A 16,644-nucleotide genomic window follows, 5' to 3' on the forward strand; every position below is an offset into this window, starting at 1 on the left:
CCGTAATCAGTTTCCAAACATCAAGGCGGTCAGCAGGAAGTCCAGCCCCAGCACCGCCAGCGAACCCACCACGACCGTGCGGGTGGTGGCGCGGGCGACGCCTTCGGGCGTGGGCTTGGCCTGCCAGCCTTCGTAAAGCGCCACCAGCGTCACCGTGACACCGAACACCAGGCTCTTGATGACGCCGTTGACGACGTCGCTCCAGACATCCACGCCGCCCTGCATCTGCGACCAGAAGGCGCCGGCGTCCACGCCGATCATCAGCACCCCGACCACCCAGCCGCCCAGGATGCCCACCATGGAGAACACGGCGGCCAGGATCGGCATGGCGATGATGCCGCCCCACAGCCGCGGCACCAGCACGCGGCGCATCGGGTCGACCGCCATGACTTCCATGGCCGACAGTTGCTCGCCGGCCTTCATCAGCCCGATCTCGGCGGTCAGCGACGTGCCGGCGCGGCCGGCGAACAGCAGCGCCGTCACCACCGGCCCCAGTTCGCGCACCAGCGACAGCGCCACCAGCAGGCCGAGCGATTCCTCGGCGCCATAGCGGTTCAGCGTGTAGTAGCCCTGCAGGCCCAGCACGAAGCCCACGAACATGCCGGACACGGCGATGATCAGCAGCGAGTAGTTGCCGATGAAATGGATCTGCTGCGACACCAGCCGCGGCCGCGACAGGGCGATGCCGCTGCGCGCCAGCATGGCGCCGAAGAAACGGGTGAAGTAGCCGATGCCGGCGATGCGGGTGCGCACCCAGCCGCCCAGCGCGCCGATGGCGTTGTTGGATCCGCTCATGCCTTGCGCCCTTGTTGTTGCGAAAGCCACTTCTGGAAAGCCGGCGTTTCGGGATACTGGAACGCGACCGGGCCGTCGGGTTCGCCCTTGAGGAACTGCTGCACGTACGGGTCCTGCGACGCCGACAGGCTGTCGGGCGTGCCGGCGGCCTTGAGCTGGCCCTGACCGACCAGGTAGACCTGGTCGGCGATCGCGAACGATTCGTGCACGTCGTGGGTGATCAGCACCGAGGCGCAGCCCAGGCGGTCGGCCAGGTTGCGGATCAGGCGGGCGGTGATGCCCAGCGAGATCGGATCGAGCCCGGCGAAGGGTTCATCGTACAGGATCAGTTCGGGTTCCAGCACCACCGCGCGGGCCAGCGCCACCCGGCGCGACATGCCGCCCGAGATCTCGGCCACCTTCAGGTGGGCGGCGGCGCGCAGGCCGACGGCGTCGAGTTTGTCCAGCACGCGGGCGGTGATCTCGGGTTCGGCCAGCTGGGTGTGTTCGCGCAGCGGGAAGGCGACGTTCTCGAATACGTTCAGGTCGGTGAACAGCGCGCCCTGCTGGAACAGCACGCCCATGCGCTTGCGCAGCGATTGCAGTTCGGCGGGCGTGGCGCGGGCGATGTCCTGGCCGAACGCCAGCACGGTGCCCTGCTGCGCCGTGAGCTGGCCGGTGGCGGCCCGCAGCAGCGTGGTCTTGCCCGAGCCCGAGCCGCCCATGATGGCGACCACCTGGCCCGGACGCGCTTCCATGGAAATGTCGCGCAAGACGGTGAAATCACCGTAGCCTAGCGCCACACCTTCCAGGCGCAGGGCGAATTCCGAGGTGCTGCGGGTTTGATCGGGCATGGGCAACAAAAGGGTGTTTCGGTGGCGGATGCCCCGCCGCCACGCTCATGCGCGGGCGGGGAACCGGCCGGCGCGAGCGAGGCGGGCTGCGTCGGGAAGCGCCCTGTTACTCATAAGCCGGGGACGTGAAAAGACCCGTCGTACCCGGCGGCGAGGGGCCATTGTAGCCCGATGAATTGTCACCGCAGTGGGATATGGCTGTCCGTGGAACAGTGTTTTCGCCTGGGGGAACAATCCGGGGACGCTCCGGATCCTCCCCGGGAAGGCCGGGCGTCAGCCCCGGCCGCGTGCGGCGGCGGTCTCGCGCGCCAGCCGCGCCACCAGCGCGGCCGTGCTTTCGCGCCGGGCGAGCGGCGCGCCCTGGCCGGCCCATAGCGACAGGACGGCGATGTTGCCGGCCTTGCCGCCCGCCGTGCGCATGGGGCGGGTCAGCGCGTTCTGCAACGGGTACGGCAGGATATCGTCCGAAAGTTGGTCGGCGTCGCGCATGAAGGCATTCACGATGCCGCGCGCCGGCCGGCCGGAAAAGGCCCGGGTGATGCGCGATTGTTCCGGCCGGGACGCCGGCAGTGCCGCCTTGTAGGCATCGCCGATGCCGGCTTCGTCCGTGGCCAGGAAGGCCGTCCCCATTTGTGCGGCATCCGCGCCCAGGGTCAGCGCGGCGGCGATGCCGCGGCCATCCATGATGCCGCCGGAGGCGATCACCGGGATCGACACCGCGTCGGCCACCTGGGGCACCAGGGCCATGGTGCCGATCAGCGAATGCTCGAAATCGTCCAGGAAGGTGCCGCGATGTCCGCCCGCCTCGGCCCCCTGGGCCACGACGGCGTCGACGCCGTCCTGCTCCAGGGCCACGGCTTCGCGCACGGTGGTGGCGGTGCCGACCGTCAGGATGCCCAGTTCGCGGCAGCGCGCCAGCACGTCCGCCGGCAGGCGGCCGAAGGTGAAACTCAGGACCGCCGGTTTCACGCGCAGCACGGCCTCGATCTGGCCGGGCAGCGGGTCGGCCTGCGGGCCGGGCGCGACGGGCGCCGGCAGGCCCAGCTGGGCGTGGTAGCGCGCCAGCAGCGCCAGCATGCGGCTGGCGTCGCCCTGGTACGGTTGCTCGGGCACCGCCGCGAACAGGTTGATGCCGAACGCCCGGTCGGTGCGCGCGCGGATCCCGGCGGCCGCCGTCTCGATCTGCTCGGGCGTCAGGTAGGCCGCGCCCAGCGAACCCAGGACACCCGCCTTGGAGGCCTCCGACACCAGTTCCACCGTCGTCGCGCCGCCCGCCATGGGCGCCTGGATGATGGGGTGGTCAAGCTTGAGCAGATCGGAAAGGCGGGATGTCATGGGGAAACCTCCTGGTTGGCTTATTGCAGCTGGATGTTTCCAGCCTGGATGACGTGCGCCCACTTGGCCGTTTCGCTCTTGATGAAGGCGCCGAATTCCTCGGGCGTGCCGCCGCCGGCCTGGCTGCCGGTGTCGGCGATGGCCTTCTGCACGTCGGGTTCCTTCAGGATGCGGTTGAACTCGGCATTGAGCTTGGCGATGATGGGCGCGGGGGTCCCGGCGGGGGCGACGATGCCCTGCCAGTTGTACGACTCGAAGCCCGGCAGGCCGGATTCGGCCATGGTCGGCACGTCCGGCAGCACCGCGAGGCGCTTGGCGGAGGTCACCGCGATCGGGTGGATCTTCTGGCCCTGGATGGCCGGCAGCGCCGAGTAGCCCATCTCGAACATCATCGAGATATGGCCGCCCATCAGGTCGGTCGCGGCCAGGCTGCCGCCTTTGTAGGGCACGTGCACGATGTCGATCTTGGCCTGCTCGCGGAACATCTCGCCGGACAGGTGATGGGCGCCGCCCACGCCGGACGAGCCGAACGACAGCTTGCCCGGCTGCTTCTTGGCCATGGCGATCAGGTCGGCCAGGGTCTTGACCGGCAGTTCGTTGTTCACGCTCAGCACCAGCGGGCTGTTCTCGATCAGGATGACCGGCGCCAGATCCTTTTGCGGGTTGTACGGCATGTCCTTCATCAGCGACGGGTTGACCGCCATCGGCGCCAGGTTGCCGGTGCCGATGGTGTAGCCGTCGGGCGCCGCCTTGGCGATCAGGTTGGTGCCGACCACGCCGCCCGCGCCCGCCTTGTTCTCGACCACGATCGGCTGGCCCAGCGATTCGCCCAGCTTGCGCGCCAGCAGGCGCACGCGGGTATCGGCAAAGCCGCCCGGGGCGTAGGGCACGATCATGGTGATGGGCTTGGCGGGCCAGTCGGCGGCCTGGGCGTGGGCGGTGCCGCTCAGGGTGGCAAAGGCGGCCAGGGCGGCGACCAGGGGGCGTAGCGATTTCATGCTGGGTGACTCCTCTTTCTCTTAATGTGATGGTTCCCGGGAACCGATCGCATTATGCCCAGCGTTGCCGCCCGTGGTGCTGATTTTCCCCAAGCGCCAGGCCGACAGCGCCAGCAACGCCGCGCCTGCCGCCAGCACTTGCGGCAGCGTGGCGCCCCAGCGCGCGGCGGCGGAGGCCAGCAGCGGCCCCACGATCTGGCCGGCGGCAAAGGCCGAGGTCATGACGGCCGCGGCGCGCGGCGCGGCATTGCCGGCCAGCCGCTGCGCCACCAGCATGCCCGATTGCGTGATGACCATGAAGGTGCCGCCCACCAGCAGCGCGGCGACGATGATCGCGGCGATGTCGTGCCACAGCGCCACCGCCAGCATGCCCAGCGCCATCAGCGCCTGCGCGCCGCGCCACACCGTCTTGTCGTCGCGGGCCTGCGCCACGCGCGGCGCCACCAGGCAGGAGAGCGCGGCGGCCAGGCCGAACAGCGGCCAGGCCCAGCCGAACACCGCGGGATCGGGGATGATCTCGCGCGCCATGGCGGGCAGGAAGGTGGCGGGAATGATGTAGCCGGCGCCGAACACGCCGTAATGCAGCGCCAGGCGGCCGATGCCTGGCGGCAGGCGCCCGGGCGCGGGCGCGGCGGCCAGGTGGCGGGCCGGCCCGGGGGGCTTCAGCCCGGGCCAGGCCAGGGCCGACAGCAGCAGCGCCAGCGCGCCCAGCGCGATCCAGTTTGCGTTGGCGCCAGCGCCGGCGGCCATCAACCCCAGGCAGGCCAGGCCGGTCAGCGCGATGCCCGCGCCGACGCCGGCGTAGGTGATGGCCGACACCGCTGGCGCGCGCGGGTCGCCCGGGGCGACCGCGCGCGACGCGGCCACGCAGATGAAGGCGCTGGCGCTGCCATAGCCCGCCGCCAGCCGCAGCAGGCTCCAGGCCAGGACGCCGTGGAACGCCGGCATGGCCAGCGTCAGGACGGCCACGGCCAGCAGGCTGATGGCCAGCATGACGCGCGGATGGCGCGGCGGCCGCACCGCCGCCGCCAGCGCGCCCAGCAGGTAACCCGCGTAATTGGCCGACGCCAACCAACTGCCCTGAGCCAGCGACAAGCCGGCTTCCTGCGCCATCAACGGCCAGACCGGCGTGAAGGCGAAGCGGCCGATGCCCATGGCGGCGGCCAGCGCCAGCGCGGCCGGCAAGGCCAGGCTGAGGGCGCCGCGCGGGGGCGCGGGATCGGGGTGGGCGGCTATTGACATGGCTCCCACTCTACGGCTGTACTAATATCTTGAATAGTGAATTATTCAGAACATGATTTCTTGAAATGAGAAACTTAGACCTCGACGCGCTGCAGATCTTCAAGGCGGTGGCGGACCATGGCGGTGTGGCGCGCGCCGCGGCCCACCTGAACCGGGTGCAGTCGAATGTCTCGACCCGCCTCAAGCAGCTGGAAGCGACGCTGGAGGCGCCGCTGTTTCGCCGCCAGAACCGGCGCCTGGTGCTGTCGGAACAGGGGCGCGTGCTGCTGTCCTACGCCGACCGCATGCTGCGCCTGTCGGCCGAGGCCCAGGCGGCCGTGCGCGACGGCGCGCCGCAGGGCCTGCTGCGCATCGGCACCATGGAAAGCACGGCCGCGGCGCGCCTGCCCCCTATCCTGGCGGCGTATCACGCGGCCTGGCCGAAGGTGCGGATCGAACTGGTCACGGGCACGTCGGGCGCGTTGGCGGCCATGGTGCGCAACTACGAGATCGAGGCCGCCTTCGTGGCGCAGCCCTTCGACGCGCAGGGTCTGGCGCAGCAACCGGCTTTCGAGGAAGAACTGGCGCTGATCTCGCCGCTGGCCTGGCCCGAGATCCATGGCCCCAAAGACGTCGGCGATCGCAGTGTCATCGCGTTCGCGGCGGGCTGCTCGTACCGCCGCATCCTGGAATCCTGGTTCGGCCAGGAAGGCGTGGCGCCGGGCAAGGTGATGGAATTCGCGTCGTACCACGCCATCGTCGCGTGCGTGGCGGCAGGCTCGGGCGTGGCGATCGTGCCGCGCTCGGTGCTGGCGCTGCTGGGCGCGGAGCCGTCGCTGCGCGTAACGCCGCTGGCTGGCAGGCATGGCCGCGCGCAGACGCGATTGATCTGGCGCGCGGACGACGAAACGCCTGCATTGCAGGCGTTGCGGCAGCTACTGGCGCAGCGGCGCCAGTAGCCGATGGGGCGTGGGTATCAGAAGCGGTAGCCGACGCCCAGCGTGGCGACCCACGGGTTGATGCGGGCGGTGCCGATGTGTTCGCCGTTGAGCTTCACCTTGGACTTGATGTCGATGTAGCGGATGTCGGCGTTCATGAACCAGCGTTCGCTGATCTTGATGTCCGCGCCCAGTTGCGCGGCCACGCCCCAGGAATCGCCCATCTTCAGGTCGGAACCCTTGAGCGCGCCTTCGGCCTTGGTGTCGAAGAACTTGGTGTAGTTGATGCCGACGCCGATGTAGGGCTGCACCATGCTGTCGGGCAGGATGTGCCATTGCAGGCTGAGGGTCGGCGGCAATTGCTTGCTGGAGCCGATCTTGCCCAGGCCGCTGCCGCGTACGTCGTGCTGGAACGGCCAGGCGCCCAGCAGTTCGATGCCGATGTTGCGCGTGGCCATGTAGGCCAGCGTGAAGCTGGGGCGCACGTTGTTGTTGGCGTCGAGCTTGACGGTGCCATCGAGCACCGTGCCGTTGTTGGACGCGGGGCGTACCTGGGTCGCGCCGACCCGGAACAGGATGTCGCCGGCTTCGTGGGCATGGGCGGGGGCGGCAAGCATCAGGGGGGCGCCGCAGGCAGTGGCCAGGGCAAGGGCGCGCAGGCGCCGAGACATCGCGAACATTTTCCTCTCTCCGTGTATTGCGTGAATGCAGGCATTCAGGTTCGCAGAGGCGGGAAAAGCGGGCCTTGACGTGTATCAAGCGGCAACGCGGCGCGTGGTAGCGGCGCCACAACTACGTACGAATCGGACTCAACGCAAGTTGTCGGTGCCGCGCGGCACGGCATAGGCGTGGCGGAAATAATCGCGCACCGCGCGCATCGGGCCGGTGATGTCCGCGCCCTTGCGCCACGCCAGCCCCACGTTCATCGGCGGGATCGGGTCCTTCAACTGGATGGTCTCGATGCGCCGGCCTTCCAGCGACCACGGCCGATAGACCATGTCCGATAGCACCGCCACGCCGCCGCCGTTGGCCACCATGCTGCGCACCGCTTCCACCGACGAGGTGCGCAGGCGCACGTCGGGGCGGAACGGCGTCTCGCTCCAGTACCGCAGCGCGGTGTGCGCGGCCTCGTCGACGGTCAGCATGATGAACGGTTCATGCGCCACGTCTTCCAGCGTGACGGTGTCGCGCGCCAGCAGCGGATGGCGCGCCGGCACCCACAGCCGCCGCGGCGAACCGAAGAAGTGCTCGACCGCCAGTTCCGGGTTCACCACGTTCGAGGTCAGCAGCACCGCCATGTCGTAGCGGTGCGCGATCAGGCCTTCCTCGATGGCGTTGCGGTTGAGCTCGTGCAGCTGGATGTCCAGGTTGGGATAGAGCTGCGACAGGCGCTGCAGGTGGTACGGCAGGAAGTAGCCGATCACGGTATAGGACGCCGCCAGCAGCAAGCGTCCGCTCTCGCGCCCGTCGGCGCTGGGCATGCGCAGCGCCTCGTCGACCGACGACAGGATGTTGTAGGCGTGGTTGAGGAAGCCGCGCCCGGTCTCGGTCAGCGCCACGCCGCTGGCGCTGCGCTGGAACAGCGGCGAGCCCACGATCTCTTCCAGTTCGCGGATGGCGGTGGTGACGGCGGATTGTGAGATGGCCAGCTGGATCGCCGCCTGCGAGATCTGCCCGAGTTCGGCGGCCGCGACGAAATATTTGAGCTGCCGGAGGGTGAGCGACATGGCGGCAATATCTGATTAATAGATAGTCAGCCACCAGAATATCTGTTTATCCGCGCCATGGGAGTGCGCCGAATCTCAGGGAAATCCCTGAAATTTCATAGGAATCCGGTAATCGCCCTGATTTGGTGCGTAACGCGGGGCATCAAAAATTCAGATAACCATTGATCCGAAAAAAGAACTTTTTATCCCCCGGGCGCTTCGCTACTGTGCAGGCATTGCGCGGGCCACCGGCCCGCAAACGGAAGGAGATCCTGTTTCATGAGCAAGGCGACGATAGACCTGAACTCCGATATGGGCGAGGGCTTTGGTTCCTGGAAGATCGGCGATGACGTGGACGACGCCATCATGCCGCTGATCAGCTCGGCCAACATCGCCACCGGCTTTCACGCCGGCGATCCCAACATCATGAACCGCACCGTGGTGATGGCGCGCGAGCATGGCATCGGCATCGGCGCGCATCCCGGCTTTCGCGACCTGGTCGGCTTCGGCCGCCGCGACCTGAACGAGAACGCCGAGGGCCTGGTCAACGACATCGTCTACCAGGTCGGCGCGCTGCGCGAATTCGCCCGCCTCTATGGCCTGCGGCTGCAGCACGTCAAGCCGCATGGCGCGCTCTACATGCGCGCCGCGCGCGATGAAACCCTGTCGCGCCGCCTGGTGCAGACGCTGCGCGACCTGGAGCCCACGCTGATGCTGTATTGCATGGAGAACTCGCTGACCTGCAAGGTGGCGCGCGAGCTGGGCCTGCCGGTGGTGCGCGAGTTCTACGCGGACCGCGACTACGACGCCAGCGGCTCGATCGTGTTCACGCGCTACACCCAGGCGCTCGATCCGGAGCAGGTGGCCGACAAGGTGCTGCGCGCGTGCACCGACGGCAAGGTGCGCACCGTGGACGGCCGCGACATTCCAATCGGCTTCGACTCCGTCTGCATCCACAGCGACACCCCCGGCGCGCTCGCGCTGGTGCAGGCCACCCGCGCCCGCCTGGAGGCGCACGGCATCCGCATCGCGCCGCCGCGGCTGTCCTGATCCGCCCATCATTCCCATACATTCCAAGGAGAAAACCCATGTCGCAGCAAGAAATCCAGAGCCCCCTGCCCGGCACCTTCTATCGCCGTCCCAGTCCCGACGCCGCGCCGTTCGTCGAGGTGGGCGCCGCCATCCAGCCCGGCGACGTGGTCGGCATCGTCGAGGTGATGAAGCAGTTCAACCAGATCGAGGCCGAGATCGGCGGCGTGGTCGCCGAGATCCTGGTGGCCGATGGCGACCCGGTCGAACCGGGCCAGGCCCTGCTGCGGATCGAGGGCTGAGGCATGGGCGTGCATTCCTTCTACCGGCCGCGCCGCATCCACACCCTGCTGGTCGCCAACCGCGGCGAGATCGCGCTGCGCGTGATCCGCGCCGCGCGCGAACTCGGCATGCGCACGGTGGCGGTCTACAGCGACGCCGACCGCGACGCGCTGGCGGTGCGCCTGGCCGACGCGGCGGTGCACATCGGACCGGCGCACGCCACGCGCAGCTATCTGAACGCCGAGGCCCTGCTGGCGGCGGCGCGCGACAGCGGCGCCGACGCGATCCACCCGGGCTACGGCTTCCTGGCCGAGAACGCCGACTTCTCGCAGGCCGTGACCGACGCCGGCCTGGTGTTCGTCGGGCCCGATGCCCGCACCATCCGCAGCATGGGCGACAAGGCCGCGGCGCGCGCCTGCGCCAAGGCGGCGGGCGTGCCGACGGTGCCGGGCAGCGAGGGCGTGGTCGGCTCGCTGGACGAGGCCCTGAGCCACGCGGCGCAGATCGGTTATCCCCTGATGATCAAGGCGAGTGCCGGCGGCGGCGGCCGTGGCATCCGCGTGGCGGCCGACGAGGCGCAGCTGCGCGAGGCCATTCCCATGGCCCAGGCCGAGGCGCGCGCCGCGTTCGGCGATGGCGGCGTCTACCTGGAGCGCTACCTGCCGCGCGCCCGCCATATCGAGGTGCAGGTGCTGGGCGACGGCGAGCGCGCGGTGCACCTGTTTGAGCGCGAATGCTCGCTGCAGCGCCGCCGCCAGAAGGTGTTCGAGGAAGCGCCGTCGCCGGCGCTGAGCCCCGCGCTGCGCCAGGCGCTGTGCGAATCGGCGCTGCGCCTGACCGAATCGGTGGGCTATCGCGGTGCCGGCACGCTGGAATACCTGTACGACGAGACCCGCGGCGAGTTCTACTTCATCGAAATGAACACGCGCATCCAGGTCGAGCATCCCATCACCGAGGCCATCACCGGCATCGACCTGGTGCGCGAGATGCTGCGCATCGCCGACGGCGAGCCTCTGCGTCTCAAGCAAGCGGACATCGCCATGCGCGGCGCCGCCATCGAATGCCGCCTGAACGCCGAAGACCCGGCACGCAATTTCGCGCCGGGCCCCGGCACCGTGTCGCACGTGCGCTGGCCGGCCGGTCCGGGGGTGCGCATCGACTCGATGGTGTATGCCGGCAGCGTGGTGCCGCCCTACTACGATTCGCTGCTGGCCAAGTTGATCGTATGGGACGAGGATCGCGGCGCCGCGCTGGCGCGGATGGCGCGCGCGCTGGATGAAACCGAATTCGAAGGCGTGCCGTCGACGCTGGCCCTGCACCGCGCCCTGGTGGCCGATGCGGGCGTGCTGGCCGGCGACTATCACACCAACTATCTGGAAAGCTGGATGCAGCAGCGGGAGGGGACCCAATGACGGTGCGCTACACCCATGGCGGCGATGAATTCATCTTCGCCGAGATCAGCGAATCGATGTCGCTGGCGGCGTTCTTCAAGGGCATGGCGATCACGCGCGCGCTGCGCGAACGCGCCGTGCCCGGTGTCAGCGAGATCTGCCCGGCCAACGCTTCGTACCAGATCCGCTACGACCCCGAGCAGGTCGCACCCGAGGCCATGCTGGCCATCCTGCGCGAGATCGAGGCCACCATCGATCTGGACAACCTGCGGCTCGACACCCGCGTCATCCAGGTGCCGGTGCTCTACAACGACCCCTGGACCCACGAGACGCTGATGCGCTTTCGCGAGCGCCACCAGGACCCGGACTCGACCGACCTGGAATACGCCGCGCGCATCAACGGCTTTGCCGATACCGATGCATTCATCGCCGCGCATTCCAGTGCGCCGTGGTTCGTGTCGATGGTCGGTTTCGTGGCCGGGCTGCCGTTCATGTTCCAGATGGTCGAGCGCGAACGCCAGCTGGAAGTGCCCAAGTACCTGCGGCCGCGCACCGACACGCCCAAGCACACGGTGGGACATGGCGGTTGCTTCGCCTGCATCTATTCCGTGCGCGGCGCGGGCGGCTACCAGATGTTCGGCGTGACGCCCGCGCCGATCTTCGAGCCCGCGCAGCGCCCGGCGCACCTGCGCGACTCGATGGTGTTCTTCCGTCCCGGGGACATCGTCAAGTTCAAGCCGATCAGCCGCGCCGAGTACGACGCCGCAGTGGCGCGGGTCGAGGCCGGCACCTTCCAGCTCGACATCCGTCCCGTGTCGTTCTCGCTGTCCGAATTCATGGCGGCGCCCGAACAGTACAACGCCCGCCTTCTGGAGACGCTCCATGTCGCATGACGAACCGCTCATCGAAGTAATCAAGCCCGGGCTGGCGACGTCGGTCCAGGATCGTGGCCGCCAGGGCTACTACCACCTGGGCATTCCGCCCTCGGGCGCGCTGGACCAGTACGCGCTGGCCGCCGCCAATCTGCTGGTGGGCAATCCCGAGGACGCGGCGGTGCTGGAATGCACGCTGATGGGCCCCGAATTGCGCTTCACCCGCGCCGCGGTGATTGCCGTCACCGGCGCCACCATGACGCCCAAGATCGATGGCCAGGCACAGGCCTGCAACACCGCGCTGGCGGTGCCGGCCGGCGCCCGGCTGTCGTTCGATTTCGTGCAGGCCGGCGCGCGCGCCTGCCTGGCGATCGCCGGCGGGATCGACGTGCCCGAGGTGCTGGGGAGCCGTTCGACCTACACGCTGGGCGCCATTGGTGGCTTCGAAGGCCGCCGCCTGCAGGCCGGCGACCGCCTGCGCGTGGGCGCGCCGCGCCCCGGGACGCGGGTCGGCCGCGCGCTGCCGGCGGCGCTCGCCAGCGAGTGTCCCAAGGAACAGGTGCTGCGCGTGGTGCCGGGCCTGTACGACCATCGCCTGATGCCGGAATCGGCCGCCTCGTTCTACGAGGACGCCTGGAGCGTGACCTCGGAAGCCGACCGCATCGGCTACCGCTACAAGAAGGGCCGCGCGCTGAAGTTCCAGCCGCGCGAACAGCCGTTCGGCGCTGGCGCCGATCCGTCCAACATCGTCGACGCCTGCTATCCCATTGGTTCGATCCAGGTGCCGGCGGGGGTGGAACCCATCATCCTGCATCGCGATGCCGTGTCCGGCGGCGGCTACGCCATGATCGGCACCGTGATCAGCGCGGATCTCGACAAGGTCGGCCAGATGCAGCCCAACCAGCAGGCCCGGTTCGAGCGGGTCACGCTGGAGACGGCTTTGCAGGCCCGCAAGGACTACCGCGCCCGCCTCGAGCGGCTGCGCGCCGCCCTGGGCTGATCCCCGCCCCGCTTTCCCGTTGATTGCTGTTTTCCTTCCGGCCCGTTCCGACGGGCCGGACGGGCGCGCTCGCGCCTGTGCATTTGAGTTTCACACGCTGCACGCCGTACCCGTCCGCATTCCGCGGTTCTTCAGCACGTCAGGAGAGCCTCCATGGCCAACCTTGCTTCCAGCTCCTCGTCCTCCGACCGGGACACTTCCCTAGCCACCGTGGCCGATGCCGACCGCATGGGCCGATTCCCGCTCACCATGGCCTGGTGGGCCGTGTGCAGCGCCATCTTCTACATCGTGGTCGGCGCCACGCTGGCGCTCAACTACGGCGCCCGCAACGCCATCATCGGCATGGTGCTGTCGGTGATTTCCTATGGCCTGATCAACGCCGTGATCTCGCGTTACGCCATCCGCACCGGCCAGTCGGTGGCGCTGTTCTCTCGCAGCGTGTTCGGCACCTCGGGCGCGGCGCTGGCCACCCTGATCTTCTTTGCCACCGCCATCTACTACGCCGTGTTCGAGGGCTCGGTGATGGCGGTCGCCGCGCACCACATGTTTCCGGCCGTGCCCTATTGGGCCTTCGCGCTGCTGGTGGTCGTCTACAGCGTGCTGCTGATCTTCGGCAGCGTGCAGCGCTGGCTCGACAAGTTCAACGGCGTGCTGCTGCCGTTCTACCTGGGCGGCCTGCTGCTGGCGGTGGCGCTGGCCACGCGCGAGTACGGCTACAGCGACGCCTGGCTGGCGTTCGGCCCGGCTGGCGGGCCGGTGGCGGGCGGCTGGTGGGACGCCTACGTGTACTACATGGGCGTGTGGATCCTGATGATGTTCACCTTCGACTACGCGCGCTTCGGCCGTCGCGAAGACGCGCGCTACCACGGCCGCTACAACTTCGGCATGCCGTTCTACCTGGTGACCTTCCTGCTCAACGGCGTGGCCGGCATCTACCTGGTCGCCATCATTCCCGGCGACGGCGCCCTGAGCGAGGTGTCGGTGGTGCTGGCGCTGCTCAAGCTGATGGGGCTGGGCGGCCTGTTCTTCGTCTGGGTGACGCAGACCCGCATCAACACCGCCAACTACTACCTGGCCACCATCAACATGCAGGCCTTCTTCGCGCGCTTCGGCCAGGCGCGCCTGTCCAAGGCCGCCTGGGCGGTGATCGTGGGCGCGGTGTCATACGCGCTGATGCTGTTCGACGTGTTCGCCTATCTGCTGCAGGCGCTGGCCTACCAGGGCATCTTCGTGGTGGCGTGGGTCGCCGTGGCGCTGGTGCACATCCTGGCGGTGGACGAAGCCGCGCCGGCGCCAGGCGGGGGCAGCGCCTACAACCGCCGCGGCCTGGGCGCCTGGTTCGCGGGCGCGGCCAGCGGCCTGGTGCTGATGCACCTGAACGGCATCGCCGCGACCTTCGCGGCGCCGGCCAGCTTTGTGGTGGCGGGCGCGGTGTACTGGCTGGGGCAGGCGGCGGTCTCGGGGCCGCGCATGCAGCGCGGCGGCGCCTAGCCGCGCGGCGTCCGGCGCTGGTTGGGGCGCCGGCTCAGGCCAGCGCGGCCAGGAATACGAGCGCGCCCAATGCCAGCATCAGAAACGGGCTGACGCGGGTATAGACCAGCGCCAGCGTGGAGGCCGCGGCCATGCCCCAGGCCCAGGCCCCGCCTTCGGCGGCCCGCAGTACCGTGCACGACGAGGCCAGGATCATGCCGGCGGCCACTGGCACCAGGCCCGCCTCGATGGCGCGGACGCAGGTGGCGTGGCGGTAGCGCGCCCAGACCCGCGCCAGCGCGTAGATCAGCAGCGAGCAGGGCAGGAAGATCGCGATCGAGGCGGCCATCGCGCCCAGCCACCCGCCCACCTGCCAGCCGATCAGCGTCACCAGCAGCGACGCCGGGCCCGGCGTGATGCGGGACAACGCAAAGTAATCCAGGAACTGCGATTCGCTGATCCAGCCATAGCTGTCCACCGCCTGGCGGTGGATGTCGGGCAGGATGCTCTGGCCGCCTCCGACCGTCAGGAACGACAGCGGCGTGAACACCGAGAACAGGTCGTGCAGCGTGGCCAGGTTCATGGTTGCCGCTCCCGGCGCCGCAGTCGCGCGTAGGCGATGCCGATCGACAGGGGCGCCATCGCGCCCACCACCCACAGCAGCGGCAGGCGCAGCAGGAAGATGGCGGCGAAGGTCACGCCCATGACGGCGGCCGGCACCCAGCCCTGCAACGCGCGCCGGGCGGCGCGCAGGCCGGTCTGCAGCGACACCCCGACCGCCGCCGCCGCCACGCCCGCCATGGCCACGTGCAGGCCCTGCGACTGCGCCATGCTGGCGAACAGCGCGGCCGCGCCGATCGCCACCAGCATGGGCGGCACGGTGATGCCCAGTCCGCCCAGCAGCGCGCCGGCGCCGCCGCGCAGGCGAAAGCCGATCCAGATGGCCAGGTTCACCACGTTCACCCCCGGGAACGACTGCGCCAGCGCCAGGCCGCTGAGGAAATCGGCTTCGGACAGCCAGCGCCGCTGCTGCACGAATTCGCGCATCATCCAGCCGCTCAGGCCGCCGCCGAAGCTGGTCAGGCCGACCTTGGCGAAGGCCAGGAAAATCTGCGGCAGTGTCGGCGGGGCGGCAACGGCGGGGTCAGCGGAGGACATGGCAGGCAGCGCGATGGGGCGATGACCGCATCTTACGCAATGCGAAATGTCGGCTGGCTGAAAGAATTTCGCCGCCGGGCACGACGTGCCGGGCGGCGAAAGCGGGGGCCGGTCGGCGACCGGCGCGGCGGCGCGGCGCGCTCAGCGCGGCAAGTCGCTCGACCCCATCAGGTAGGCGTCCACCGAGCGCGCGCACTGGCGGCCTTCGCGGATGGCCCAGACCACCAGCGACTGGCCGCGACGCATGTCGCCGGCGGTGAAGACCTTTTCCACGTTGGTGCGGTAGTCGTCGGTGTTGGCGCGCACGTTGCCGCGCGCGTCGCGGTCGACGCCGAAGGCATCCAGCACGGCCTGCACCGGCGACACGAAGCCCATGGCCAGCAGCACCAGGTCGGCCTTGATCTCGAATTCCGAGCCCTCGACCTCGCGCATCTTCATCTGGCCGGTCGATTCATCCTTGAACCACTCGACGCGGGCGCCGACCAGCTTCTCGACCTTGCCGTTGCTGCCCTTGAGCAGCTTGGTGGTCACCGACCAGTCGCGTTCGCAGCCTTCCTCGTGCGAGGACGAGGTGCGCATCTTCAGCGGCCAGTAGGGCCAGGTCATGGCCTTGTTCTCGGACTCGGGCGGCTGCGGCAGCAGTTCGAACTGGGTGACCGAGGCGGCGCCATGGCGGTTGCTGGTGCCGACGCAGTCGGAACCGGTGTCGCCGCCGCCGATCACCACCACATGCTTGCCCTTGGCCAGCGTCTGGTTGGTGAGGCGGTCGCCCGCCACGGCCTTGTTCTGCTGGCGCAGGAAGTCCATGGCGAAATAGACGCCCGACAACTCGCGGCCCGGCACCGGCAGGTCGCGCGGGGTTTCCGAACCGCCGCTCATCACCACGGCGTCGAATTCGGCCAGCAGCGAGTCGGGGGTGCGCACGGTCAGGCCGTCGGCCACCGGGTCGGACGGGTTGCCGACGTAGGTGGAGGGCGCGAATTCCACGCCTTCGGCTTCCATCTGCGAGATGCGGCGGTCGATCTGGTGCTTTTCCAGCTTGAAGTCGGGGATGCCGTAGCGCAGCAGCCCGCCGATGCGGTCGCTCTTCTCGAACAGCGTCACCGAGTGGCCGGCGCGCGCCAGTTGCTGCGCGCAGGCCAGGCCGGCGGGGCCGGAGCCCACCACGGCGACCTTCTTGCCGGTCTTGCGCGCCGGCACTTGCGGCGTGACCCAGCCCTCGGCCCAGCCCTTGTCGATGATGGCGTGCTCGATGGACTTGATGCCCACGGCGTCGCTGTTGATGTTCAAGGTACAGGCGGCCTCGCACGGCGCCGGGCAGATGCGGCCGGTGAATTCCGGGAAGTTGTTGGTGGAGTGCAGCACGTCCAGCGCGCGGCGCCAGTCCTGCTTGTACACCAGGTCATTCCAGTCGGGGATGATGTTGTTGACCGGGCAGCCGTTGTTGCAGAACGGGATGCCGCAGTCCATGCAGCGCGCCGCCTGCTGCTTGGCCTGGTCGTCGGTCAGGTGCAGCACGAATTCGCGCCAGTTCTTCAGCCGCTTCTGCGGGGCCTCGGCGGCCTCCTGCAGGCGCTGGTATTCCATAAAGCCGGTAATCTTTCCCATGGTATCCC

General features: G+C 69.1%; 17 protein-coding genes. 7 read left to right on the plus strand and 10 right to left on the minus strand.

Annotated features, from left to right (window positions below):
• Window positions 1-6: 6 nt before the first annotated feature.
• The 5 genes from mlaE to AruCF_RS01055 form a co-directional block, all read right to left on the minus strand.
• Complete coding sequence (gene mlaE / locus AruCF_RS01035; protein WP_049070583.1) at window positions 7-795, minus strand: lipid asymmetry maintenance ABC transporter permease subunit MlaE; 789 nt, start codon at window positions 793-795, stop codon at window positions 7-9.
• A complete protein-coding gene (locus AruCF_RS01040; RefSeq protein WP_049070585.1) occupies window positions 792-1,628 on the minus strand; it encodes an ABC transporter ATP-binding protein in 837 nt (278 codons plus the stop codon). Before AruCF_RS01040 ends, mlaE begins: the two co-directional genes overlap by 4 nt.
• A gap of 273 nt (window positions 1,629-1,901) precedes the next feature.
• A complete protein-coding gene (locus AruCF_RS01045; RefSeq protein ID WP_049070588.1) occupies window positions 1,902-2,963 on the minus strand; it encodes an NAD(P)H-dependent flavin oxidoreductase in 1,062 nt (353 codons plus the stop codon).
• 20 nt (window positions 2,964-2,983) lie between these two features.
• Window positions 2,984-3,961 (minus strand): Bug family tripartite tricarboxylate transporter substrate binding protein, encoded by a 978-nt coding sequence (locus tag AruCF_RS01050; RefSeq protein WP_049070590.1) that lies wholly within the window; start codon window positions 3,959-3,961, stop codon window positions 2,984-2,986.
• 21 nt (window positions 3,962-3,982) lie between these two features.
• Window positions 3,983-5,203 (minus strand): YbfB/YjiJ family MFS transporter, encoded by a 1,221-nt coding sequence (locus AruCF_RS01055; RefSeq protein WP_049070592.1) that lies wholly within the window; start codon window positions 5,201-5,203, stop codon window positions 3,983-3,985.
• Between the two features lie 65 nt (window positions 5,204-5,268).
• On the opposite strand from AruCF_RS01055, the gene AruCF_RS01060 reads away from it, so the two are divergent.
• The gene (locus AruCF_RS01060) at window positions 5,269-6,141 is read left to right on the plus strand and encodes a LysR family transcriptional regulator (RefSeq protein WP_049070595.1); all 873 of its coding nucleotides are present in this window, start codon (window positions 5,269-5,271) and stop codon (window positions 6,139-6,141) included.
• Window positions 6,142-6,158: 17 nt separating this feature from the next.
• Here the strand turns inward: AruCF_RS01060 and AruCF_RS01065 are convergent, their stop codons facing one another.
• On the minus strand, window positions 6,159-6,800 hold the full coding sequence (locus AruCF_RS01065) for an OmpW/AlkL family protein (RefSeq protein WP_049070597.1): 642 nt from the start codon (window positions 6,798-6,800) through the stop codon (window positions 6,159-6,161).
• A gap of 129 nt (window positions 6,801-6,929) precedes the next feature.
• On the minus strand, window positions 6,930-7,847 hold the full coding sequence (locus AruCF_RS01070) for a LysR family transcriptional regulator (RefSeq protein ID WP_049070599.1): 918 nt from the start codon (window positions 7,845-7,847) through the stop codon (window positions 6,930-6,932).
• Window positions 7,848-8,105: 258 nt separating this feature from the next.
• Between AruCF_RS01070 and AruCF_RS01075 the strand changes: the two genes are divergently transcribed.
• The 6 genes from AruCF_RS01075 to AruCF_RS01100 all read left to right on the plus strand — a co-directional run bounded on the left by AruCF_RS01075 (window position 8,106) and on the right by AruCF_RS01100 (window position 13,891).
• Window positions 8,106-8,876, plus strand: a complete 771-nt coding sequence (locus tag AruCF_RS01075) for a 5-oxoprolinase subunit PxpA (RefSeq protein ID WP_049070601.1) — start codon at window positions 8,106-8,108, stop codon at window positions 8,874-8,876.
• Between the two features lie 38 nt (window positions 8,877-8,914).
• Window positions 8,915-9,157 carry an acetyl-CoA carboxylase gene (locus tag AruCF_RS01080; protein WP_049070603.1) on the plus strand — a complete coding sequence of 81 codons (243 nt, stop codon included), beginning with the start codon at window positions 8,915-8,917 and terminating at the stop codon, window positions 9,155-9,157.
• Between the two features lie 3 nt (window positions 9,158-9,160).
• On the plus strand, window positions 9,161-10,549 hold the full coding sequence (locus tag AruCF_RS01085; RefSeq protein WP_049070605.1) for an acetyl-CoA carboxylase biotin carboxylase subunit: 1,389 nt from the start codon (window positions 9,161-9,163) through the stop codon (window positions 10,547-10,549).
• Window positions 10,546-11,421, plus strand: a complete 876-nt coding sequence (locus tag AruCF_RS01090) for a 5-oxoprolinase subunit B family protein (protein WP_049070607.1) — start codon at window positions 10,546-10,548, stop codon at window positions 11,419-11,421. Before AruCF_RS01085 ends, AruCF_RS01090 begins: the two co-directional genes overlap by 4 nt.
• Window positions 11,411-12,400 carry a 5-oxoprolinase subunit C family protein gene (locus AruCF_RS01095; protein ID WP_049070609.1) on the plus strand — a complete coding sequence of 330 codons (990 nt, stop codon included), beginning with the start codon at window positions 11,411-11,413 and terminating at the stop codon, window positions 12,398-12,400. The genes AruCF_RS01090 and AruCF_RS01095 overlap by 11 nt, the downstream gene beginning before the upstream one ends.
• Window positions 12,401-12,553: 153 nt before the next feature.
• A complete protein-coding gene (locus AruCF_RS01100) occupies window positions 12,554-13,891 on the plus strand; it encodes a purine-cytosine permease family protein (RefSeq protein WP_049070611.1) in 1,338 nt (445 codons plus the stop codon).
• Window positions 13,892-13,925: 34 nt separating this feature from the next.
• On the opposite strand, the gene AruCF_RS01105 is transcribed toward AruCF_RS01100, so the two are convergent.
• From AruCF_RS01105 to AruCF_RS01115, 3 genes are all read right to left on the minus strand, one after another.
• The gene (locus tag AruCF_RS01105) at window positions 13,926-14,453 is read right to left on the minus strand and encodes a chromate transporter (protein ID WP_049070613.1); all 528 of its coding nucleotides are present in this window, start codon (window positions 14,451-14,453) and stop codon (window positions 13,926-13,928) included.
• The gene (locus AruCF_RS01110; protein ID WP_049070615.1) at window positions 14,450-15,028 is read right to left on the minus strand and encodes a chromate transporter; all 579 of its coding nucleotides are present in this window, start codon (window positions 15,026-15,028) and stop codon (window positions 14,450-14,452) included. The genes AruCF_RS01105 and AruCF_RS01110 overlap by 4 nt, the downstream gene beginning before the upstream one ends.
• A gap of 141 nt (window positions 15,029-15,169) precedes the next feature.
• Window positions 15,170-16,636 (minus strand): glutamate synthase subunit beta, encoded by a 1,467-nt coding sequence (locus AruCF_RS01115; protein ID WP_049070617.1) that lies wholly within the window; start codon window positions 16,634-16,636, stop codon window positions 15,170-15,172.
• Between the last annotated feature and the right edge of the window lie 8 nt (window positions 16,637-16,644).

Source organism: Achromobacter ruhlandii, from assembly GCF_002082135.1.
Classification (GTDB): Bacteria; Pseudomonadota; Gammaproteobacteria; order Burkholderiales; family Burkholderiaceae_B; genus Achromobacter; species Achromobacter ruhlandii.